Genomic DNA, 24,789 nt, shown 5'->3' with positions numbered 1-24,789 from the left:
CGGAAAATCGTCTTTTTTATGCTTCCCTTAAAACTCTGACTTCATATTTTCTTAACACTATCGTTGAATCAACTTTTTCACCAGTCTCAACGTCAATCGCTGGCTTTAACAACTCCACAGTGTGCGTTGCTTCTGAGAAATTCATCAAGAAATGATATTTATTACCATTCTTAATTCTAGTTTGACAAGAAACCTCGTACTCGGGATTGCCTACAAAATCATCAGTCAAATGTAATTGATCAATTATTGGTTCATAGAAATCCTTTAAGAAATCTCTGCCCATTCTTGCTGCAATATAATAAGCCTTACCTTTACCAAATTGATTCTCAACGACTGCTGGAGTTTGTTTGAAGAAGTCTTCTTGATATGCGGCCAAAACATTACCAGTTGTAGCTTCAATCACTTCATCATAATCATGCGTCCGGTATTTCGTATATCCAAATTTAACGGTGTTATGTTCATTGGGATGTAAAGTATCCATTTCTTTGGTTTTGATTCCAAATAATTTCTGCAATTTATCTGGGAAACCACCTAGATATACACGGTCATTGCTGTCTACCATACCGCTCAAATAACTTGAAACCAAGGTTCCACCGTTACGAACATAATTTTGTAGAGATGACATTGTATCTTCAGTTTGTAAATAAAGCATTGGTGCTATTAGAAGATCGTACTTGGACAAATCATCATCTGGTCTGACAATTTCTACAGGAATATTTTGTCCCCAAAAAATTGAATAGTGTTTTTGCAGCGTCTGGACACCAAGTTTTGTCGGACGACCGAACCCAACTGCGCTATTAAGAGTCCAGTTACTTTCCCAATCATAGACTATAGCAACACGTGGTTCCTTAACTGCTCCTTGTATTTCTGAGATTTTTTCAAGTCTCTTGCCATATTCTGCAACTTCTTTGAAGACTCGATTATCTTCAGAATTATCATGTCCAATAACTGCACCATGATACTTTTCAGATCCAGCACGACCTTGTCTCATTTGGAAGTACAATGTGCTATCAGAACCGTGGGCAATCTGTTGCATACTACTCAACATATGCATACCTGGCTTCTTTGATTTGGCATATGGCATCCAATTTACTTGGCTAGGTGTCGATTCCATTACTAAGAATGGTTGATGCTTCAATGAATAGAATTGATCATGGACGTATCCCACTTGCATGGCGGTTTCTGCCAAAGATTCATAGTTATTATGCCAAGCTGGATAACTATCCCAACTGACAACGTCAAGATGCTTTGCAAACTTACTATAGTCCAAATCAACCTTCGGAATAAACTTATCCTTGTCGGGGCCATCAGCCATGAAGTTAGTTGTAATAGGAATATCTGGAGTGATTTCACGAAGTGTCTTAGCTTCAGCGTCATAGAAGTCAATCGTCATATCAGTAACGAATCTCTTCCAATCAAGATCCATACCTTCATGAACTCCAGATTCACCAAGCGGATTAGGTGGTAAAATCTCTCCCCAATTGCTATATGCTCCACCCCAGAAGTTCATGTACCATGATTCATTCAGGTTTTCGAGTGTTTGATATTTGTTCTTAACCCACTTGCGCCAATTATTGGCGCACAAATCACAATAACATTCGCCAGAGAATTCATTTGATACATGCCACATCAATAGGGCTGGATTCTTCCCGTAACGTTCGGCAAGCATTGTATCAATTTTTTTAACTTCACGACGATATATCGGTGAAGAGAAACAGTGATTGTGGCGGAATCCTGCCGTATGTCTGATTCCATTGCCATCGACGCGATTGATCTCTGGATATTCTTTGCTCATCCATTGTGGTTTTGCACCACTTGGAGTTGCCAAAATGACACGACCACCTATCTTATTGATATCCTCAAAAATCTTATCTAACCAATCAAAATTATAATGACCCTTGCTAGGTTCAATTGATGACCAATCAAATACCCCCAAAGTAACTGTGTTGATTTTGCCATCCTTCATCATTTTTAAATCATCCTTCAAAATATCTGGATATTGTAGCCAATGGTCGGGATTGTAATCTCCACCATGTAAGAAATAGTTCACGTTTGTTTTTGCCAAAGTATCTACCTACCTTTTTGTGAAAGCGCTTTAAGATTAGGATACTACTTGTTTGGTGGTCTTCGCTATTGGAATTTGAAAATGCAGTATACTGCATTTTACTTGGAATTTGTCTTCAGAATGCAACATACTGCATTTTGTTTGGAATTAATCTTCGAAATGCAGTATACTGCATTTTGGAGGTATCATTCATGTTAATCAATCGTCCTAACTATCTAAATCAATTAATTTCTTTCAAAGACACGGATGTAATAGAAGTAATAACTGGTGTGCGCCGTTCAGGAAAATCAGTATTGTTAATGCTGTATCGTGACTGGCTTCTAAAAAATAATGTAGATGAAGAACACATTATTTATATAAATTTTGAAGATTATCAAATGCAGATGATCCGAACTGAAAACCAATTACGTTCCATTTTCGACGAGAAATTAAAAAGATCGGGTAAGATGTATATTTTATTAGACGAGATTCAAAACGTTGATGGTTGGCAAAGATTGATTAACGGTATAAGGGTCAGCTTCGATTGCGACATTGTCGTAACCGGATCAAATGCTAATATGCTATCAGGTGAATTAGCCACATTACTTAGTGGAAGATACGTTGAAATTCCTATCTATCCCCTTTCCTTTGCCGAATTCATTAGTGCAAAAAATATTTCCATAGATTCAAGAAAAGTGGATACCGCATTTAAGGAATATGAAAAATATGGTGGATTTCCAGCTGTAGCACTTGCGAATGAACCCGTAAAGGATCAAATACTAAAAGGTATTTACGATGCCGTTTTATTGAATGATGTTTCTATGCGAGGTAATATTCGAGATTTAGTTGCGCTGAAATCCTTGGTCGGATTTTTATCTGATAATACAGGTCAATTGATACAACCAACAAAAATTGCTAATACGTTGAAGTCCACTGGTTTGGATATCAGTCCCCATACTGTCTCTAGATATCTAGAATTATTAGAGAATGCCTTTCTATTCTATCGAGCACAACAATATGATTTACGTGGTAGACAATTTTTACGAACATCTGGAAAATATTTTGTTGTAGATCCTGGATTACGCCGTTCGGCAGTGGAAAGACGTGACGGTAACTACAGTAATCAGCTTGAAAATATTGTCTACGTAGAACTACTGAGACGTGGGTATAGGGTATCCGTAGGAAAATTAGATATCAAAGAAATTGATTTCATCGCACGCAAAACCGACGAAACAATCTACATTCAAGTAACTTATGAATTACCAAAGAATTCTCACGAAACCGATAATTTATTGCAAATACCTGATAATTACAAAAAAATAGTCATTACTCAGCAACATTATGAATTTGAAAATATTGATGGGATACCAATTATTAATATAGTTGACTGGTTATTAGACGAAAAATAAGGTTCAAGCCAAATTGGCTTGAACCTTTTTAAAATCCATTATTTTCACTTAACTCTTTAAACCATTTACCACTAGATTTAATCGTACGTTTAAAGTCATTATCCAAATCAACGCTGAATAACCCATAACGATTCCTATATCCATTCAACCATGACCAGCAATCTACAAAGGTCCAAAGGTGGTAACCGAAACAATTACTGCCTTCTTCAATTCCTTTGTGCAGATATTCAAGATGCTCTTTGATGAATTCAATTCGATATTGATCATCTATAACGCCGTTATCATCCTTATATCTACCCTCGTCAGCAACCCCCATACCGTTCTCACTGACATACCAAGGAATATTATGGTACTTATCACGCATCATAATTGCCACATCATATAACGCCTTAGGATAAATTTCCCAGCCACGATATGGATTGATTTTTTTGTCTGGCCAATCATATGGTGCAAATAAATCTTCTGGAGTTTTTGCTGGTGTTATAGGATTTTCAGGTGCCATAACACGATTGGGTTGATAATAATTCAGTCCTATGAAGTCTACTGTATTCTTCTTGATTAAGGCTGAGTCACCTGCATCGACATATGGTAACAATTCATTTTCCTTCAATAATGAAATCAATTCGCTTGGAGTCTTGCCTAATACTGCTGGATCGAGGAAACTATAAATACTCAATAAATCAGAGGCATTCTTAGCTTTCATATCTTCTTTGCTGTCACTTCGGCTGTATGCGGGTGAAACGTTCAGAATTATTCCAATTTGACCGTCCACTCCGCTTTCACGAAACGCTTTAACAGCACAAACATGAGCCATTAATGTATGATATCCAACCTGAACAGCCTTTTTAAAATCAACGATAGCTGGATAGTGAAATCCGAGTAAATATCCACATTCAATATGGACGATTGGTTCGTTGAATGTTGTCCATCGTTTAACCAAATCACCAAATTGTTCAAAGGCTGTTTTGGCATAAAATGCGAAATCATCCACTGATTCACGTGCTTTCCAACCGCCCTTTTCCATTAACCACCAAGGCATATCAAAATGGAATAGGTTAATAATAGGCTCAACTCCATGATCCAACATATCTTGGAAATATGAACGATAGAATCCCACAGCTTCTGGGTTCAAAGTTTTACCATCAGGTAATAATCTTGCCCAAGAGATTGAAGTACGGTAAGAATTCATACCAATTTTCTGCATATTTTCAACGTCTTCTTGATACATTTCGTATGTATTAGAAGTATCCTGTGGACCCTGATTATCATTGAATTTCTCAGGATTCATTTCAAACCACTTATCCCAAGTTGTTGCGGACTTACCATTCAGTAAACTATGTCCTTCAGTTTGTGGTGCTGAAGCAGCCGCACCCCACAAAAATCCATCTGGAAATTTAATCATTGTGTGACCTCATTTTTCAAAATATTTTCTATTATATTTAATTTGATTGAAGGATTCTGATAGCGCTATCAGAATCCTCGTATTGATTATATCCAAAGGTTAACATGATTACTATTTTTTTAAGCCGTAAGGATAGACAAATGTTAACGGCATCTTACACAATGCCCGTGAATAGTGCTAGGTTTCATCCCCATTCCTTGCGATAATAGTGGCAGAGGTGAAGAGATGGAACTTGGAAATGTAATCAAGAATAAGCGTAGTGAACTGCAACTTACTCAAACACAATTGGCAGAGAAATTACACGTCAGCCGACAAACTATCTCCAAATGGGAAAATAACGAGACCTATCCGAACTTAGATGTATTAGTATCCATTAGTGAAATTCTAAATCTTTCAACTGACGAATTACTCAAGGGAGAAAATAATACCGTGGTCGAAAAATTAAGTAACGATGTTACTAATAAGAAAAAATATAAGAAACTAGTCACTGTACTATACGCTATTGTCGCTATAACGATGGTATTTCTCGGAATATTAAGTTTCGGTCATCATTACCAGGTTGAAGATATTGATTATTTCAATCCATTCTTAAAAACTCAAACTAGTTATGCAGTAATGCCGGTCACTAACAAGCCACTACCCAAAAAAGATGTATTCATCCAGACCGATGCCTACGGTGATGGCTTCTGGCAATATGTTGAAGCTGGAATCATTGGAAAAAACGAACATTGGGCAATGGTTCAGCACAAGGGCTCTTATGTATACAAGCTAAAGCTCATTAGCAAAAAATATTGGGGCTACCCAATTAGTGATAATGATAAATTGGACTATTACTCCTATAAAGATATAGGGTTTGATTTACCGAGAACAAGTTCTTGGAACCCCTTTCATTAATTGATTGACTACCTTCTTCGTAACTACGATAATGGAATTGTTACTAAACGGAGGAGGAAAAATACATGAAACAACGTTACATTGGCGAAACAAGTTGGGAAGCTTCTGCTGTTGCTTTGGGAATCATGCGTATGAACGCGTTGACTCCTGATCAAGCAGCCAAATCAATTGATACAGCCTATAACAGTGGCATTAACTTCATTGATGCTGCCGATATTTACGGTGATGGTGAATCAGAGAAAGTCTTCGGTGAAGCTATGAAGAAGACTAGTGTTAAACGTGATGATCTCTACATTCAATCAAAAGGTGGAATCGTTTCTGGCGTTCGTTATGATTTCTCAAAACAACATTTACTAGATGCTGTCGATGGAAGTTTGGAACGACTAGGTGTTGATTACTTAGACTCATTCCTACTTCACAGACCAGATCCATTGATGGAACCTGAGGAAATCGCTGAAGCATTTGATGAACTACAACAATCAGGTAAAGTTCGTCACTTTGGTGTTTCAAACTTCAATCCTCAACAATACCTAATGGTTCAAGAAGCTGTTAGTCAAAGACTTATGATCAACCAACTACAATTCAGTATCATGCACACTGGAATGGTCGACTTCGGAATGCACACAAATATGGCTGATACACGTTCTATCAACCATGATGGTGGAATTCTAGAATTCTCAAGACGTATGGGCGTTACAATCCAAGCTTGGTCACCTTTCCAATATGGAATGTTCCAAGGTGTCTTCATCAATAATGATAAGTTCCCTGAATTGAACAAGAAATTACAAGAATTATCTGACAAATATGGCGTATCAAAGAACGGTATCGCCACAGCTTGGATTCTAAGACATCCCGCTAACATGCAAGTAGTTATCGGAACAATGAATCCAGAACATATCGCTGACAGTGCTAAAGGTGCTGACGTCGATTTAACAAAACAAGAATGGTATGACATTTACTTTGCAGCAGGTAATGACTTGCCTTAGAGAGTGGAAGAAAGGCGTTAAAACATTGAGCATTACCTAGGGTAATGATTTTGCCACGAAGTGGTGAAGTCATTATCCGTAGTAAGCGCAGATGTTTGCCTTTCTGTAACTCGTTTCAAAAACAGAGAGTGTTGAAAGACGGGAGATCACGAGCATTACCTAGGATAATAATTGTGGCACGAAGTGACACAGTTATTATTCGTAGTAAGCGCAATGAGCTGTCTTTCATAAACTCGTTTCAAAAATAGAGAGTGGAAGAAAGGCGTTAAAACATTGAGCATTACCTAGGGTAGTGATTTTGCCACGAAGTGGTGAAGTCACTATCCGCAGTAAGCGCAGATGTTTGCCTTTCTGTAACTCGTTTCAACCCCAGACTGAGAATAAATTCTCAGTCTATTTTTTTACCCTTTTTAATTGGTATACAATAAAAGTACTTATATACCATATATAAAATATTAATTGGGCTAATTATTAACTACCTATATTGTGAGGAACTATAATTCACCTTGAATCAAATAAAAAGGCATCAAATTGCTAAGGGAGATGTTAATCATGAGAATCAAGAGAACGTCCTTTTTGATCAGCATGATTGCGATTTTGTTGGCTCTTCTAGCATGGATAGTTCCGACCTCTGAAACCGCCCACGCAACGACTGCCGTTGATCCCCAACCCAGAAGTATTACCGTATCGGGCTTGGGGCCAAATGATGCAATCCTTAAAGATCAAAACGGCCATGCGATTCCCAGTGATGATCCTTATTATTATTGGAGTCACTACAATGTTAACTATAATTGGTCGATTCCTGACGGCGTACCTATCAAAGCTGGTGACACAGCTACATTTGAATTACCCAGCAATGTAAGATTAACTGCCAATTTAACAAATGTTCCTTTGCTTGATAAAGACGGGGTCCAAATTGGTACTTATTCAATAAAAGCTGGTGAAACTACTGGTACCATTACATTTAATGATGTTTTATCATCAACAACTATTGATAGAAATGGTACTTTATACTTCCACGTTAGAGGTAATAACACTAACACTGGTGAACCTGGTCAGCTAGATTGGAATATCAACAAGGTTGGTTGGCTCAGTGGAACCAATGAAGATGGACTACCAGAATATATTACATGGAATATAGCCTTTAACCCTAGAAGTGAACACTTAACTAATGTTGTCATAACTGACAAACTCAGCGAAGGACAAACATATGTTGAAAGTTCAGTCTATGCTCCTACTGGTAGCTATAACCAGAATAATAATTTCATTAGCGATGGTGGTGTATTAACTCCAACCGTTGTACAAAATGGTAATGAAATCAAGTTCAACTTTGGAGATGTAAATACTGCCGTCGATATGACCTTCAAAGTTCGAATCAAGGTTGATCCAACCAAAGACAATATTTACACAGATAACGCTTCACTTACATCTGATCAGATAACTGGTAATGTAAGCAGCAGTGTTCACTATGGTGGTAGTGGTAGTGGTAATGGTAGTAACGCTACTGGTAATATTGTTCTACATAAGACCGATCAAGATGGTAAACCTTTGGCAGGAGCTGTTTACGAACTAAAAGACAGCACTGGCAAAGTATTAATGAGTGAAGTCCCCGTAGATGAAAATGGAGAATTAAAAGTATTCGATCTACCTGCTGGAACTTATACTTTAACTGAAATAAAAGCTCCTGATGGATACGATTTGAATTCAACACCTATCGAGTTCACAATTCCTGGAACTATAAAAGGAGAAACTCTTAACCTAGATCAAGTCGACAATCCTTCCACAGAACCACCTGTTGAAGAACCTGATACTGGTAGTGTGATTTTCGATAAAGTTTCAGTAACAACCGGAGACCTTCTACCCGGTGCCGAATATGACCTTCTCGATGCCAATGGTAAAGTCGTTCAAAGTGGCCTCGTTACCGATGACCAAGGTCGTATTTCAATCAGTGGTCTTGAAGTTGGCGACTATGCATTTAAAGAAACCAAAGCTCCTGATGGATACGATTTATCCACTGAATTAATTCCTTTCAGTATTACAAAAGACAAATCTACTTACATTACAGCAAGTGATGTCTTGACTAGTCATGAAGAGGATTACGGTGGTGCAATTCTAAGCAAAACTGACGAAAACGGTAAGCCTTTAGCCGGTGCAACTTATGAATTGAAAGATAGTAATGGTGACGTAATTGATAAGTATTCTACCGACAAAGATGGCAAGATAAAGTTTGACGCTTTAGCCGATGGTAAGTATACCTTGACAGAGATCGAAGCTCCCGACGGGTACGATGTCAATAAGACACCTATTGAATTCACAGTTGAAAAAGGTAAAATAACTGAACTCAGTGCTAAAGATGAAAAATCTCCAAGCGTTGTATTACCTCCAGTTGTTGAACCCGAAACTGGTACTGTAACTCTTACAAAGACTGATGAAGCTGGCAAGCTTTTGGCTGGTGCAACTTATGAGTTGAAAGATAGTAAAGGTACCATTATCGGTGATAAACATACTACCGATTCTAATGGTAAAATCACTATCGAAAACTTAGCCGACGGCAAATATACTTTGACCGAAATCAAAGCCCCTGAAGGATATGATGTCAATAAGACACCTATTGAATTCACAATTGAAAACGGCAAAGTAACAACTCTAAGTGCTAAGGACGAAAAGAAACCTTCTGAACCTGGTATTACTGAACCCGGTAAACCTGGACCTGGCGAACCTTCCGAACCTGGTGTTACCGAACCTGGCAAACCTGGACCTGGTGAACCTTCTGAACCTGGTGTTACCGAACCTGAAAAACCTGGTACTGGCGAACCTTCTGAACCCGGAGTTACTGAACCTGAAAAACCTGGTACTGGTGAACCTTCTGAACCTGGTGTTACCGAACCCGGTAAACCTGGACCTAGCGAGCCTTCTAACCCTGGAATTGTTAACCCTGTCTTACCAACAATTCCTGGTGGTAACGGTGGTGGATCAAGTTCCGGTGGTTCATCAACTTCCACAAATCCTGGCAATCCTTCCACAGGTTCTCCTAGCGGAACAGGAAGATTCCCTCAAACTGGTAATCAACAAAATATTTTAATTGCAGTTATTGGATTTATTATTTTGATTGGTCTTGCTGGATTTGAAATCAAGCGCAGACGCGCATAAAAAATGACGTTCACCTCAAAAAGTGAACGCCATTTTATTTGTCTATTTCTTTCCTCATATATATTATGAAGGATTATTTTTTTCAATACAAGACTGTTATTTGTAGATTTATCGTACTAATATTAGATACCTAATACTAGGAGGTATCATTCATGAACGATATTTTCAAATCAGAACAAAACCACCTAACAATGGTACACGGAGTTTTAAAAAACACCTTAGAAAGTATTGATGCACTTATTGCCGATAACTCTGATACTGCCAAGAATTTTAAAAAAGGTGCCAGTAAAGACACTGCCTTAAACTTCGACAGTTACGCCGACAATCTGGATACTTTTGCCGCAATTGAAACCATGAACAAACAAATTGATTATTTCAACAATAGGCAGGATCAACTTGTTAATACCAAAGAAAAAGTAATTCGCCTATTGCCTGCACCATATTTTGCTCGAATTGATCTGAAGTATCCCGATGAAACTAAATCTGAACCATTTTATATCGGTTCTGCCGGATTCTCTCCTACCCCTGAAGAACCTATGATACTAGATTGGCGTTCTCCGATTGCTGACTTGTACTACAACAATCGCATGGGACAAACATTCTATGAAGCTAATAATCGTAAGATAGAAGTTAATGTGGATACTCGTCGACAATTTCTACTACATGATGCCGTCTTACAAGATGTTTTCGATACAGATGTGGCTATTCAAGACCCACTATTGGTCAAAACACTTCAGGAAAATAAAAATAGTGAAATGGGTTCTATCACGGCTACCATTCAACGTGAACAAAACATCATTATTCGTGATACTAAAAGTCAGGCTCTATTGGTAAATGGAATTGCTGGAAGTGGCAAAACTTCCGTAGTTCTACAACGTATCGCCTATTTGTTGTATCGATACCGTGATGATATTCTCTCCAACGATGTTCTTTTACTAACTCCTAATCCCTTATTTACCAACTATATCAACAAAGTTCTGCCTAGTTTGGGTGAGGAATCACCACTACAAATGACCTTTGATCAAATGCTTGTACCTTTTGTTGACCCCAAAGTTACATTTACTGATAATAACAGTCACGTATCAGTTATCAATGAACAGATTGATAATTTCCACTTGCCTGTTAAATCTTTTAGAAGTATCAAAATGAATGGCAAAATGATTTTTAGTAAGAATCAAATTAAAGATTTATTCGACCAAACTCCGGCTACTTCAACAATTGGTAAAAGAATAACCGCACTAACAACAGTTTTGACTGGAATAATTGAAGAACAAATTGAACTGGATTCACGTAATGGAAAAATCCAAGCTGAACTATCTGATTTAACTGATCTTCAACAAGAAAAAATTTATGGACGTATTATCGCACCTAATTCAGATTCTGCCGTTCAAAAGGCTACCAAGAAAATGCTGCAATATCGTAATCGCAGGCTTCTTAAATTACTAGAACAGAAAAAATGGCTGAACATCGAAAAAACTGTCCAATTGATTTTGAATAGCGATGAAATAAACCAATTAGATTACGCTTTTGCTAAATTAAAACTATTAAATCTAGTAAATAAGAATCTAAAGTTCGTCATGATCGATGAAATTCAAGATTATTCACTCGATCAAATTCTTTTCATGATTACTGCTTATCCAAAAGTTAAATGGACACTAGTTGGTGACCAATTTCAATCTATCAAAGAATCAAATAATCCATTGACCTTCGTAGAATTACAGAATTTATTTGAGAAAAACAATATATCCGTTACACAACGAAATCTATATACTAGCTACCGTTCCAGTGGTGAAATCACCAACGCGTTTGTCTCTCACGGATCCGCCGAATTGATCAACAATATCAAAACAATTCAGATTGGTGGAAAAAAGCCCGAATTCATTACTAATAATGATTTTGATGACCTTCTGAATAGTTTGAAATCACAAGTTTCGTCCCTAAATAAAACTGAACTATCCGCAATCATTACTAGTGACAATAATTTTGCGGAAAAAATCAGTGAGAATTTAAGCATTACCGCCATATCAAATGAAGACAAACTTCCTCAAGATGGTGTTATCGTACTTCCTCTAGTTCTCGCAAAAGGACTAGAATTCGACAACGTTATTATCGCCGATGCGGAATCTGACTATTATCATGACAAACGATTTGGCGAGAATAGGCTATACACAGCATTTTCTCGAGCTTCCAAATTATTGATTGTTAACTCTACCAAATAACATTAATATTTTTAGCTAAGTAAGCCTGTCGTTCCATGACATTATTATTAGACCACCCATTCTGCCTTAATAATTTGGCTAATCTTCTATTCTCTTTTAATTTAGAAGCTTCCAATATTTTAATAATCTTATGTAAATCAAGTTTTTCGGGAACTCTAATTTTGCTCTCAATAATTGTCCAATTACCCAGATAATTGCGATATTCCTCTTTAATTTCTGTGCTAATATTCAACAGGTCATAATTCCCCTTAGACTTACCAAATACATCATCGTACATCGAACCATTAAATCCACTATCTTCGTCATAATCATAAATACTGGCTAGTAAATATTCCAACGACCATTTCTTTGCACCAGTATTTCCACCTTCTTTTTGGAGATTAGTAAAAGAAGCCGTTACAGAATCATTTGACTTCATGAATCTATCATTCAATCTTTGATTTATCTCTGCAATACTCTTTAACTTGAGTGTCCAAATATCCTTTGCTACCGAAGAAAATCCTGTCTCTAAGACATTAGTTCCTTCATTAATAATCGTACGATGTCTGATAAAAATCGTTAGTAGTTTTTGCATTACAATTACTATCTCTTTATTAGAGAACTTGCGATATTTCATCGCCAAGAAAATTGGATAATAAAGCGTACAACTTAGCTTTTTGAATACATCGATTATTTCAGTAATGTTGCTATCACCAAAGTATTCTCGATTAGCTTTGGTAGCAGTTGGAGCCAGCAATACTTTATAAACTGGTGTCAGCTCACTCAAACTCTTCAAAAAATCACTAGCTTCACTATCCTTTGTCACCACGCCACTGATAGAACGATAGAGTTTATCCTCGACTTCTACACGTCTGCTGGCAGCCCAATAAGACCTGATATATTTGGTAATTTTCTTACTGTCATTACCCAATGTAGCAGCCATATCATTCCAATAATCATTAGCAGTATCCAGATCATCGTTCATCAGAGACATTACATGATTCTTGATAATATCAGCCGACGTTAAATCCTTACCACGACAATTCAGAGTTTCAAAAATAGTGAAAGCATTTCTTCTACTTCTTGTAGATATGATTACTACATAAAATTTCCCAGTAAAAGCCTTATATGTATCTTTTAAAAATGACAACTGATCCGACAATTGTGACCTAGATTTGAGTTCTTCTTTGATTAATTTAACAAAATGATTATAAGCAATTCGCATATTTTCTTTAGGACGAGATGAAATGGTTTTTTCTTTTGTATCAATTTTCTTTTTACTAGTGATTTTTTCAAAATACTCTTGGATATTTAATTCAAAATCAGTATGTTTCTGAACTACTAAAGATGCGTCTTCTTCCTCACCAATAATATCGTTGATTCCTTCAATAACATTCAATAATTGCGCCCTAGAATCAATATTATTCCCATCAAAAGCATTCTCATTCAGTTCCTCACATACGCTTCGAAATGCCGATAAGAATAATAAACTAGTAGTAATTCTCTGTTGCCCATCAATGATCTCATGTTTGTCGTTGTCAGATTCTAACGTAACAATTTGTCCAAAGAAGTGTTGATCCATCTTTCCTTGGAATACATACATTAAGTCAGTCCAGAAGTCTTCAATTTCAGGAATTCCCCATGCATATCCACGTTGATATAGCGGAACACAAAATTGATTACCCTCAAATAATGCACTCATTAAGGGACTGGTTGGTATTGGTGGTTTTACAGCTGATCTCATTAAAAAAAACTCCTATTTTATATTTAATGGATTTTTGAATCCTTAATATAAAGTACGAGTTTTTTTTAATATGTTTTTATTTTTGATTTTTCTTAACGCCCCGATAAACCAAATAAGAAGTAATCGGAACAGTCATAATGACTCCAATGGCACAAATCAGCATCGTAATAACTTCGGCGACAACCAACTTATCATTCACAATATCAAAGAAATTATCATGCAATGAATGTATTAAGAAGAATAGTGGAAAAGTCGTTGCGAAGAAGTTGAACAGCAATGTATTAGTCTGTGTACTCAAAATTCTATTTCCGACAGAGAAGCCATCCGCAAATGTTTCTGCCGGTGTCAAACTAGGTTTGTTCTCGACAATTTCATTCAAACCACTGGTTATCGCAACACTTGTTTCTGAGATAACTCCTAGACTGTTAACAATGATAATAGCAACCGCCAACTGTGGAAATGACACTCCGGCTGCCAATGAGAATCCTTCAAGTTCCTCTTGATCTTCCACACCCATTCCATGGGCACTAGCCCAATACTCCAAAGGTATAGTGATCAGAACAATTACTGCTGTGATCAATAGTGAAGTCTTGAACGCAATATTTGCGGTATTAGGATTCTCAACATTCATAAAAATTGCCACGACTAGAATAATTACTGAGACTATCGCAGTAGTGATCAAAACATTGAAGCCATCCGCAATCAGTATCAACAACCCAATAATTGAAATAACATTTATGGCCAATCCAAATAATAGTGAGAATCCGCGACCACCGGCAACCAACAACAATAATATAACGAATGCACCAAATAAATACAGCATTACATTGGCCTCCTTGCAATCATTTTACTGGCAATGAAGCTTGTGATGGGAACAGTCAGCACAATACCAATTGCACTAATTAACAGTTGTGCGAATCCCAAGCTCAATGTCATCTCAAAAGTATATCCAATTGAATTACCGTTACTCATATACAACAGGACAACGTTTAAATGCTCCGCTATAACGATGAATAACAAGATATTGATCAGTGGGCCAATTAATTCTCGGCCAATATTAATACCTGATTTAAATAACGTCTTCTCATTAACATCCTTAATCTCCTTCTTCATTTCAATCAACGAAGAAGAAATATCCATAGTTTCATCTAAGATAACTCCTAGCACACTAAAAATGACCTGAGAAATGAAAACACTAAAATATGGCTGTAAGCCAAAATCCGTTAATTCCAAGTGTATTCCACTATAACCAGATAACTTCATCAAGAAAATACTTAGAAGTATCGAAGTTGTTGTCGCTATAACGGTGCTGGAGTATGCCATTACTGCATCCATTGTCGGCCCCAAGATAACTATCAAAGCAATTGCAGATATCAGCAGTGCCGTTATAACGGTTAGTAATAATAGTGCGCTATTATGTGTATTTATTAATAACTTCATGAATCCATAGTAAACGACTAGATTCAGCAGAATACTAGTAAATAGCTTTCCACGACTGAATCCCATGCAGAATAATAGAACAATGACTAATCCAATTGAGAACACTAGCACTGTATCACGTTTAATATCATTAACTGAATAATGTCCGCTAGACTTAGTCAAAATAACTTGTTGACCGGAACGATATTTTTGATCAGTTAGTTGTGATTGATAGTAAGTATTCTTTAAAGAAATCTTTTTGCCACGTTTAGAAGTATTGAGAAAACGTCCATTTATTCGTTGAGTAACTTGTGTATCTGTATTTTTGTATTCATCAGTATTCTTTTGTTTGCTAAGAGTACTAACTGATTCAACTTTGATCACTGGTTCTGAATACAAGAATGCATCAAAATGTGTAAAGATTGTTGCCATTAGAGCTACTATCGCAACAATCAAAATTTTTAAATATTTTTTATTCATGATTTCACCACTTATGTATTATTCAATAATATCACTACTTAACATTATTTAGTAATCCAGTAATTCATTTACATTTTCATAATTACAATGTAAATCGAGTATATACCTTGTCAGACGGGGAATCTATACGATTAGGTGTTTGAAAAATTGAAACTGCTTACGAAATTTTTAGAATAAAACATTGACAAACTTTTCAGTTTGAAATATCATTTTTGACATCAACTACTCAACTGAATTCAGCTGAAAAAACTGTTAGGAGATTTTACTTATGAAAAATATTACTTCTCTAAACATCGTCAATAATCGTTGGCAAAGCCGATAATTCAGGTTGATCCGATATGGATATAACCTGAAAAGGATTGTATCCGTGTCGGCTTATTAAACTAGTTTAAAAAACTTAAGCCCACATGGAATTTCTAGAATAAATCCATGTGGGATTTTTTTGTTCAAAGACAATCTCACAAGCTATGAGATTGTCTTTTTGTTTTCTATAGTAATTATTTATTATCCAGGGGGAGAAAAAATGAAACATACCAAGCGATTATATGGAACTCTTATTTTCTTATTTGCATTTCTGATCTTTGCCTTTTTCTACACAGGTCACACCGAAAAGGTTGCTAAAAACAAAATACCTAAGGTTGGTGTCCTTCAATTGATGTCACATCCAGCCTTAGATCAAATCAACAAAGGTCTCGATGATACATTGAAGAAACATGGTTATATCAATGGTAAGAACATCAAAATTGAATTCCAGAATGCTCAAGGTGACCAAAGTAACTTAAGAACTATTAGTAAGCAATTCGTTCAAGACAACGTCGATGTTGCCGTCGGAATCGCTACTCCATCAGTTCAATCATTGAAGAACGCTACTTCTACTATTCCTATCGTTATGGGTGCTGTCACTGATCCTAAGGGATTTGGTATCATCCCTAGTAACACCAAACCCGGTGGTAATATCACAGGTGTTTCTGACCAAGCTCCACTAGAGAGTCAACTGAAGTTGATCAAAAAAATCATGCCTGACCTAAAAAATATCGGTATCATTTATACTTCAAGTGATATGTCCGCAACAACTGAAATGAAAAAAATGAAGAAAATTGCTTCTGCACAAGGATTAAACGTGACTGTCTCAAGTATTAGTAACGTTAATGACTTGGACCAAGTTTCAACTAGCCTCTCACAAAAGGTTCAAGCAATCTTTGTTCCAACTGACAACACAGTTGCTAGTGGTATGAAACTACTTTCAAGCATTGCCGCAAAACAAGGCATTCCCGTCTTCCCCGCTGCTACAACTATGGTCAAAGATGGCGGACTTGCTACATATGGATTAAGTCAATATGAACTTGGTGAACAAACTGGTGAGGACGTCGTTAAGATTCTTCGTGGCAAAGGTAAACCAGCAACAATGCCAGTTACATTCATTAAAAAAGGTCATTTGATTTTGAACGAAAAACAAGCAGAAAAGCTTAATATTACGTTTCCAGAATCAGTCATCAAACGAGCTCAAAAAGAAGGGAAGATCATCAAATGAATTTAATAATCTCAACTATCAGCCAAGGTTTCATCTGGGCTATCATGGCAATTGGCCTGTACATCACATTTAGAATTCTCGACTTCCCTGATATGACCGTCGAAGGAAGTTTCCCACTCGGCGCTGCAACTGCCGTAATTATGATTCAGCACGGTTATTCACCGGAACTTGCACTATTAGTAGCTTTTATCTTTGGATCTTTGGCAGGTTTTGCTACTGCTTTCATGTACACCAAGTTACACATTCCAAGTTTGTTAGCCGGGATTTTGACCATGACGGCGTTATATTCAGTCAACTTGCGTATCTTAGGCAAGGCCAATATGTCATTGACCAAACCTGACAATATCTTCAATCGCTATGGATTAGACAAGTTACCTGTTAACTTCAATGGAATTATTCTAGGAATCATCATCATTGCTATCATTACCTTCCTACTAATCGTCTTCTTAAATACTGAAAAAGGACAAGCTGTTATCGCTACTGGTGATAACGAAACAATGGCCGCTTCAATGGGTATCAACACTACCATGATGAAATTCATTGGTATCATGGTTTCAAACGGTATTGTCGCTCTAACCGGTGGACTTATCGCTCAACAAAATGGTTTTGCGGATGTCAATATGGGTATCGGCTCTATTGTTATCGGACTATCAGCTATTATCATTGGCGAAGTTATTTATCCTGACGTTCCATTGAGCATCAGAATCATCACTATTGTTATTGGTAGTATCGTTTACCGATTGATCTTAATGATCGTTTTACAACTAGGATTCAATACTAACGACTTGAAACTCATCTCAGCCATTATCTTGGCACTATGTTTAGCACTTCCAACAATCAGAGCACAATTTTTCCAAGCATTTAGAAATGGGGTCAAAAGCAAATGAAATCATTATTAACTATCGATAACGCTGTAAAGACTATTTACAACGACAATCAGAATTTGAACATTTTAGACGGCATCAACCTATCGATCAATCCTCAAGATTTCATCGTTGTACTTGGTACTAACGGTGCCGGTAAATCGACCTTGCTAGATGCGATTACAGGAGCTAACACATTAACATCTGGTAAAATCCTGTTGAACGATGAAGATATCACTCAAAAGAATCTTGCCAAACGTAGCCGTTACATCAGTCGTGTCTATCAGGACCCAAAGTTAGGAACTTCTCCACGTATGACAGTCGCTGAAAACTTATTATTAGCAAAAAGACGTGGACTTCCTCGCCGACTACGCTTACGCAGATTAAACGATCATATGGAACAATTCAAAGAATTTACTAAGGACCTGCCTACATTGGACAATCGTCTGAATACCTTCACTGAGAAGCTATCTGGTGGTCAACGTCAGACACTGAGCTTCCTAATGGCAATCATCCAACGCCCAGAACTACTTCTATTAGATGAACACACGGCAGCTCTAGATCCACAGACTAGTCAAGAGCTGATGGAACTAACTAATAAGGTTATTCTCGAGAAAAAATTAACTTGCCTGATGGTTACACATAATTTAACTGAAGCCGTCAAATATGGTAATCGTTTGATTGTTCTAAAAAAAGGAAAAATTGTCCTTGATCTCGACAAAGAAGCTAAATCAAAACTTAAAGAACAAGATCTACTTGAATATTTCTAAGACAGACATCCCGAATGGGGTGTTTTTTTTTGATTAAAATACAATTTGTATTTATTAGAGAAATTCCTTTGTTCAATAACTAGTAAGCGTGTACTGTCTTATGTCATACCGATACCAAAATTAGAAAAATTATAATCAGCATTAAAAAAGTACTTGTTTTATCACAATCAAGAGTGTACTGTTTTTATTAATTTCTAACAAAAAATTCAGTTAGAATGATTATATTTCACACATCGAGAAAGGATGATAGCAATGAACGTTGGTCTTGTCGGAGTTACTGGTTATAGCGGAAGTGTACTTTATGAATTATTGCGACGACACCCTAAGGTTGATCGAGTCAGCTTATTCGGTCACGCACAAAAAGTAGCACAACCACTGAAAGAAGTGCTACCTCAACTGCAATCACGATCAAGTATATTGCCTTATGATCCTGTAGAAATCATGAAAAATAATCAAGTTGTCTTTTTCGCAACATCCGCAGGCGTTACAACAAAACTCGCTGCTCCATTCATTGAAGCAGACTTCCCTGTAATCGACCTTGCCGGCGACTATCGATTGAAATCACGTGCGACTTATGAAAAATGGTATAAAAAATCTGCTCCTAAAGATGAATACCTGCAAAAGTCACATTACGGACTAGCTGATTTTTATGAAGTTAACGACGCTAAGTATGTCGCTAATCCTGGATGCTACGCCACCGCAACACTATTGGCATTAGCCCCACTAGTTCAAAATCACTTAATCGATCCATCGTCAATCGTCGTGGATGCCAAATCCGGTACTTCCGGAGCGGGAAAGAAACCAAATGAAATGACACATTTCACTAAAACAAATGAGAATCTACAACTGTATAAGGTCAACCAACATCAACACATTCCAGAAATTGTTCAACAATTAAAGATTTGGGACGAAAACGTACCTTATATTCAGTTCACAACAACACTATTACCACTGACACGTGGAATAATGGCCAGTTGCTACGCAAAGGCTAAGCCTGGAATAACTGAAGATGAAGTACGAAGTGCTTTTGTCCGAACATATTCAGATGACACCTTTGTGGAAGCCGCTGAAGGAGTTTTCCCAACTTTGAAACAAGTTGTCGGGACCAACTTCTGTGACATCGGTTATCAATTAAACCCTGTTACCCATCAAATCGTAATAGTCAGTGTTATTGATAACCTCCTAAAAGGTGCAGCTGGACAAGCAATTCAGAATTTTAATTCTATGTTTAACTACACACCAGAAACCGGTCTCGATTTGACACCGGTTCTGCCTTAGGAGGATTTTTTTATATGCAAATTCAAACAACTTCAGAAGATATTAATACTTATCAGATTATTCCATTCACTTGGCCCAAAGGATATCAATCAGATGGACTACAAGCTGGACTTCGTAAGGTGAAGAACGATATGGGCTGGATCTATTCAAGTACTCCCGCTCAAGCAGCCGGCACTTACACAACTAATCAATTCCAAGCCGCTCCTACTACTTTGACCAAGAATACTATTAACAAAGAGCATAAATTACAAGCAATCATCATGAACAGTGCCGTAGCTAACTCATGTACCGGTGAACTCGGCATGCAAAATGCCCTGACTACTCAACAACTAGTAGCTGACAAACTCAATATCGATGCTAACTTAGTTGGCGTTGCATCTACTGGATTAATCGGTGAACAACTACCAATGGATATCATCACAAACGGAATCAATCAACTTAAGCTGACAGATAATACCGAAGTTACAAATGCTGTTCTAACAACTGATAAGCATGCAAAAACTATCAGTGTTCAAGTAAACATTGACGGAAAAATGGTTACTATCAGTGGATTTTGTAAAGGTTCAGGTATGATTCATCCAATGATGGCAACTATGTTGGGATTCGTTATGACAGATGCTAACGTTGAAGATGGATTATTACAAGAAATTCTCAGTAACGAAGTCGATTCAACCTTTAATCAAATCACTGTCGATGGCGACACATCCACTAACGATATGGTAGTTACAATGGCCAATGGTCAGGCTAAAAACACCTTACTTACAAAAGATAGCAATGATTACGAAGACTTTATCGAAGCTTTCCACACTGTCCTTAGCACCTTAGCTCAAGACATTGCTGAAGACGGCGAAGGCTCGACCAAATTAGTTGAGGTCAACGTACAAAACGCCGCTACACATGATGACGGTCAAAAAGTTGCCAAAGCCATCGTCGGTTCTAATTTGGTAAAATCAGCAATTTTTGGTGAAGATGCTAACTGGGGTAGAATTGTTGCCGCCATTGGTCAAACCAACGCTAAAGTCGATATTTATCACACATCGATCTGGCTCAACAATCTTCCACTAGTGGTTGATAGTCATGCCGCTGACTTCGATGAAAATGAGATGAAACAAGCTTTATCAAATAATAAAATTACCATTTTAGTCGATTTGAATTCCGGAACAGGTACTGGACAAGCTTGGGGCTGTGACCTCACATATAACTACGTCCGAATTAACGCCACATACAGAAGCTAAATTAAAAATAAAGTATGAGGTGTTCATAATGGAAGGAACAATCGTTATAAAAATTGGCGGAAACGCCAGTAACCAACTACCAGACACATTTTTTCAACAAATCAAGAATTGGTGGAATGCGGGTAAACATGTACTGATCATCCATGGTGGAGGTCCGCAGATTTCCAAGTGGAGCGAGATGTTAAATCTATCTGTCAAAAAAGTTGACGGAATCCGTGTCACCAACAAAGCAACTTTGGATGTCACAAAAGCTGTTTTACTAGGCATGGTTCAACCCAAACTTTGTCAGTATCTTTCTGATGAAGGACTGCCAGTAATTGGTATGAATGCCAGCGATAATCATCTGATCGAAGGCAAATATCTCAACCAAGATGAATATGGTGAAGTTGGTAAAGTTACTGGCATCAATAAGTCTTGGCTCGATGAAGTTCTTGAAGATCAAATTGGCGTTCTAGCTCCGTTAGCTCAAACAAAAGATGGACATTGGTTAAATGTTAACGCCGATATGGCTGCAGCGACCATCGCTGTTGAACTCGGTGCGGAATCATTAGTTCTAATAACTGATGTTCCCGGCGTTCTGAACTCCGGAAAAGTCGTTCCGCAATTAACGGAAACAGATGCGAATGACTTATTTGAAAGAGATATCATCAAATCAGGAATGATGCCAAAAATAAATGCATCTTTTGCGGCTCACAACAATGGTGTCAATCAAACATTTATTACCGACGATTTAAGTAATCCTGGAACTCGGTTTCAGTAGACAGTTATAGAGCTTCCGGTTACGAACATTATTTGGTAATAAGGTTTCCTAAAATATAATCACATATAAAAATGACAAATAACGGAGGTTAAATTATGGAACATGTATTCCCAACTTATTCACGTTTCCCGTTCGATTTGGTCGACGGGCACGATGTATATCTAACTGACAATAATGGCAAAACTTATCTAGACTTCACTAGTGGTATTGGTGTTTGTAGTTTTGGCTACAGTAATGAAATTATTCAACAAAGTGTTGAACAACAAATCAAAAAAGTTTGGCATATTTCAAATCTCTATGAGAGTGAACTGCAAGATAAGGTTGCTGATCAACTTTGTAACGATGACCAATTAGCATTCTTCTGTAACTCTGGTACCGAAGCTAATGAAGCAGCATTCAAATTAGCAAGGAAGTCCAGTGGTAAATCTACTGTTATTGCCTTTAATAACGGATTCCACGGACGTACATACGGATCAATGTCACTTACTGGAAATCCTGATATTAAAGTCGGATTTGCCCCACTCGTTCCTGACATTGTTTTTGCTGACTATAACGACGAAGCAGCCATTGATTTGATAACTCCAGATATTGCTGCGGTCATTTTAGAAGTGATTCAAGGCGAAGGCGGAGTCAATGATGGTAATAAAGCTTGGCTACAAAATATTCAAAAAGCATGCAATGATAACGGCGTTATACTAATTATTGACGAAGTTCAAACCGGTATTGGCCGTACTGGTACTAAATTTGCCTTTGAACAATTTGGATTAGATCCAGACATTATTACTTCCGCTAAGGCACTGGGTAACGGTACTCCAATCGGCGCCATGATCGGTAAGAAAAAGTTTGCTGAATTCTTTGGACCTGGTACACATGGAACAACCTTTGGCGGTAATAAGATCTCACTTGCCGCTGCAACTGGAGTTCTGCAACAATTGACCCCATCATTCTTAGCTGACGTCCAAAATAAATCTAAAGTCGTTTGGAATTACCTTAACAACGAGATCAAGACATTGGATAATGTTTCTGATACTACAGGATTGGGATTGATGATCGGTATTCATATTGATAATAAATATCCGGTTAACGACATTATTAGTGGACTTCAATCTGAAGGCCTTCTGACACTATCTGCCAAATACAATACGTTGCGTTTGCTTCCCCCACTTGTGATGAGTGAAGATAAATTGATTGAAGGTCTTGGTAAAATTAAAGCTGTTTTGCAAAAAACTGCTGAAACCGTTTGAAAAGAAAGCTCCGATATTTTTACAATATCGGAGCTTTTTTGATTGTCTAAATCTGATCAAAAGCAAACTTCAAATCATCCAACAAATCCTCAGAATCTTCAATCCCAACAGACAAGCGAACAAGTTCATCTTTAATACCATTCTGCAAGCGAATCTCACGAGGAATGGCCGCATGCGTCATAACGGATGGAACTTCAATCAAGCTCTCAATACCCCCAAGACTTTCGGCCAAATCAATCAACTTCAAACTTTCAACAAACTTCTTAGGATCCAATCCCGGTTGCAATTCAAAGGAAATCATTGCACCAAAAGTACGCATCTGCTTCTTAGCAATATCGTACCCCTCAGAATCAGGATTACCTGGATAATAAATCTTAGCAACCTTATCATTTCCAGCAAGATAATCGTAAACAATCTTGGCATTATCATCATGAACACGCATCCGAACGCCCAATGTCTTAATTCCACGCATCAATAACCAACTATCGTCTGGTCCCAAAACACTACCAATAGAGTTCTGTAAGAAGGCTAAGTCTTCAGCAATTTGGTCATCATTTGTAACTGCCAATCCGGCAACAACATCACTATGTCCACCAAGATACTTGGTAGCACTGTGGACAACAATATCTGCACCTAGTGTTAATGGATTCTGATTATATGGTGTCGCAAAAGTATTATCAACGATTGTCTCCAAATTGTGTTTCTTAGCTATTTTGGCAATACCCTCGATATCAGTAATCTTCAATAGTGGATTGGTTGGTGACTCGAGATAAATGGCCTTAGTGTTATCTTGAATTGCTGCCTCAACTGCATCAAAATCACGTGTATCAACTGAGGTAAATTCTAAACCAAATCTCTTCAAAACCTTGTTAACCAATCTGAATGTTCCACCATAAACATCATTTCCAATCACAATATGATCTCCTGATGAGAATGTAGAAAAGACTGCGTGAATAGCAGCTGAACCTGATGCAAAGGCAAATCCATACTTACCATTTTCTATTTCAGCAATCAATGCTTCTAGTGATGCACGAGTTGGGTTACCAGTACGTCCATATTCCCACTTTGGTCCTGCTCCTAATTCGTGTTGATGAAAAGTTGAACTGCGGTAAATTGGTGTTGAAACTGCCCCAGTTGTCTGATCTTCGCTGAAACCACCATGAATAAGTTTTGTATTGAATTTCATAATAATAATTCCTCCTTAAATTTGCGTAAAAAAAGGGTGCAGATATAATTATCTGCACCCTACACGACTATCACTAAATTTTGAGCCCATCGAAATTTTAGATACTCAAACTAGTGGATCGCATAAGATGCGAACCACAACAACAACTGTTTTGTGTTTGAATATCAGCTAAAAACATATCGAGGACCTCCCGTTT

The 24,789-nt window shown here is 37.4% G+C and carries 18 protein-coding genes; 12 read left to right on the top strand and 6 right to left on the bottom strand.

Annotation, left to right across the window (positions count from 1 at the left end; genetic code table 11):
• Positions 1-16: 16 nt before the first annotated feature.
• Positions 17-2,065, bottom strand: a complete 2,049-nt coding sequence (locus EKM66_RS03100; protein WP_225426545.1) for a beta-galactosidase — start codon at positions 2,063-2,065, stop codon at positions 17-19.
• Between the two features lie 191 nt (positions 2,066-2,256).
• Here EKM66_RS03100 and EKM66_RS03095 point away from each other — a divergent pair, with 191 nt between their 5' ends.
• Positions 2,257-3,453, top strand: coding sequence for an ATP-binding protein (locus EKM66_RS03095; protein WP_125761593.1), 1,197 nt, complete (start codon positions 2,257-2,259; stop codon positions 3,451-3,453).
• 28 nt (positions 3,454-3,481) lie between these two features.
• On the opposite strand, the gene EKM66_RS03090 is transcribed toward EKM66_RS03095, so the two are convergent.
• A complete protein-coding gene (locus EKM66_RS03090) occupies positions 3,482-4,855 on the bottom strand; it encodes a glycoside hydrolase family 1 protein (RefSeq protein WP_125761590.1) in 1,374 nt (457 codons plus the stop codon).
• Between the two features lie 225 nt (positions 4,856-5,080).
• On the opposite strand from EKM66_RS03090, the gene EKM66_RS03085 reads away from it, so the two are divergent.
• The 4 genes from EKM66_RS03085 to EKM66_RS03070 all read left to right on the top strand — a co-directional run bounded on the left by EKM66_RS03085 (position 5,081) and on the right by EKM66_RS03070 (position 12,104).
• Complete coding sequence (locus EKM66_RS03085; protein WP_125761588.1) at positions 5,081-5,749, top strand: helix-turn-helix domain-containing protein; 669 nt, start codon at positions 5,081-5,083, stop codon at positions 5,747-5,749.
• Between the two features lie 65 nt (positions 5,750-5,814).
• Positions 5,815-6,735, top strand: a complete 921-nt coding sequence (locus EKM66_RS03080) for an aldo/keto reductase (RefSeq protein ID WP_125761586.1) — start codon at positions 5,815-5,817, stop codon at positions 6,733-6,735.
• Between the two features lie 552 nt (positions 6,736-7,287).
• A complete protein-coding gene (locus EKM66_RS03075) occupies positions 7,288-9,885 on the top strand; it encodes a SpaA isopeptide-forming pilin-related protein (RefSeq protein WP_164505024.1) in 2,598 nt (865 codons plus the stop codon).
• 152 nt (positions 9,886-10,037) lie between these two features.
• Positions 10,038-12,104, top strand: a complete 2,067-nt coding sequence (locus EKM66_RS03070; RefSeq protein ID WP_125761584.1) for a HelD family protein — start codon at positions 10,038-10,040, stop codon at positions 12,102-12,104.
• Here the strand turns inward: EKM66_RS03070 and EKM66_RS03065 are convergent.
• The 3 genes from EKM66_RS03065 to EKM66_RS03055 form a co-directional block, all read right to left on the bottom strand.
• The gene (locus EKM66_RS03065) at positions 12,094-13,827 is read right to left on the bottom strand and encodes a DUF262 domain-containing protein (RefSeq protein ID WP_125761582.1); all 1,734 of its coding nucleotides are present in this window, start codon (positions 13,825-13,827) and stop codon (positions 12,094-12,096) included. The genes EKM66_RS03070 and EKM66_RS03065 overlap by 11 nt on opposite strands.
• A 76-nt stretch (positions 13,828-13,903) precedes the next feature.
• Entirely contained in the window at positions 13,904-14,650 is a 747-nt protein-coding gene (locus tag EKM66_RS03060) for a YibE/F family protein (RefSeq protein WP_125761580.1), read from the bottom strand.
• A complete protein-coding gene (locus EKM66_RS03055) occupies positions 14,650-15,726 on the bottom strand; it encodes a YibE/F family protein (RefSeq protein WP_125761578.1) in 1,077 nt (358 codons plus the stop codon). Before EKM66_RS03055 ends, EKM66_RS03060 begins: the two co-directional genes overlap by 1 nt.
• 523 nt (positions 15,727-16,249) lie before the next feature.
• Here EKM66_RS03055 and trpX point away from each other — a divergent pair.
• The 7 genes from trpX (at position 16,250) to EKM66_RS03020 (ending at position 23,407) form a co-directional block, all read left to right on the top strand.
• The gene (gene trpX, locus EKM66_RS03050; protein WP_125761576.1) at positions 16,250-17,257 is read left to right on the top strand and encodes a tryptophan ABC transporter substrate-binding protein; all 1,008 of its coding nucleotides are present in this window, start codon (positions 16,250-16,252) and stop codon (positions 17,255-17,257) included.
• Complete coding sequence (locus EKM66_RS03045) at positions 17,254-18,144, top strand: ABC transporter permease (RefSeq protein WP_125761574.1); 891 nt, start codon at positions 17,254-17,256, stop codon at positions 18,142-18,144. Before trpX ends, EKM66_RS03045 begins: the two co-directional genes overlap by 4 nt.
• Positions 18,141-18,890, top strand: a complete 750-nt coding sequence (locus EKM66_RS03040) for an ABC transporter ATP-binding protein (protein ID WP_125761572.1) — start codon at positions 18,141-18,143, stop codon at positions 18,888-18,890. The genes EKM66_RS03045 and EKM66_RS03040 overlap by 4 nt, the downstream gene beginning before the upstream one ends.
• Positions 18,891-19,142: 252 nt before the next feature.
• A complete protein-coding gene (gene argC / locus EKM66_RS03035; protein ID WP_125761570.1) occupies positions 19,143-20,168 on the top strand; it encodes an N-acetyl-gamma-glutamyl-phosphate reductase in 1,026 nt (341 codons plus the stop codon).
• A gap of 14 nt (positions 20,169-20,182) precedes the next feature.
• A complete protein-coding gene (gene argJ, locus EKM66_RS03030) occupies positions 20,183-21,403 on the top strand; it encodes a bifunctional glutamate N-acetyltransferase/amino-acid acetyltransferase ArgJ (protein WP_125761568.1) in 1,221 nt (406 codons plus the stop codon).
• 28 nt (positions 21,404-21,431) lie between these two features.
• On the top strand, positions 21,432-22,163 hold the full coding sequence (argB, locus tag EKM66_RS03025; RefSeq protein ID WP_125761566.1) for an acetylglutamate kinase: 732 nt from the start codon (positions 21,432-21,434) through the stop codon (positions 22,161-22,163).
• Positions 22,164-22,258: 95 nt separating this feature from the next.
• On the top strand, positions 22,259-23,407 hold the full coding sequence (locus EKM66_RS03020) for an acetylornithine transaminase (protein WP_125761564.1): 1,149 nt from the start codon (positions 22,259-22,261) through the stop codon (positions 23,405-23,407).
• A 46-nt stretch (positions 23,408-23,453) separates the two neighbouring features.
• Here EKM66_RS03020 and EKM66_RS03015 read toward each other — a convergent pair whose 3' ends face one another.
• A complete protein-coding gene (locus EKM66_RS03015) occupies positions 23,454-24,593 on the bottom strand; it encodes a trans-sulfuration enzyme family protein (protein ID WP_125761562.1) in 1,140 nt (379 codons plus the stop codon).
• Positions 24,594-24,789 lie beyond the last annotated feature (196 nt).

It is taken from the genome of Companilactobacillus hulinensis (assembly GCF_003946555.1).
Classification (GTDB): Bacteria; Bacillota; Bacilli; order Lactobacillales; family Lactobacillaceae; genus Companilactobacillus; species Companilactobacillus hulinensis.
This window is presented reverse-complemented; position numbering and strand designations above follow the sequence as displayed.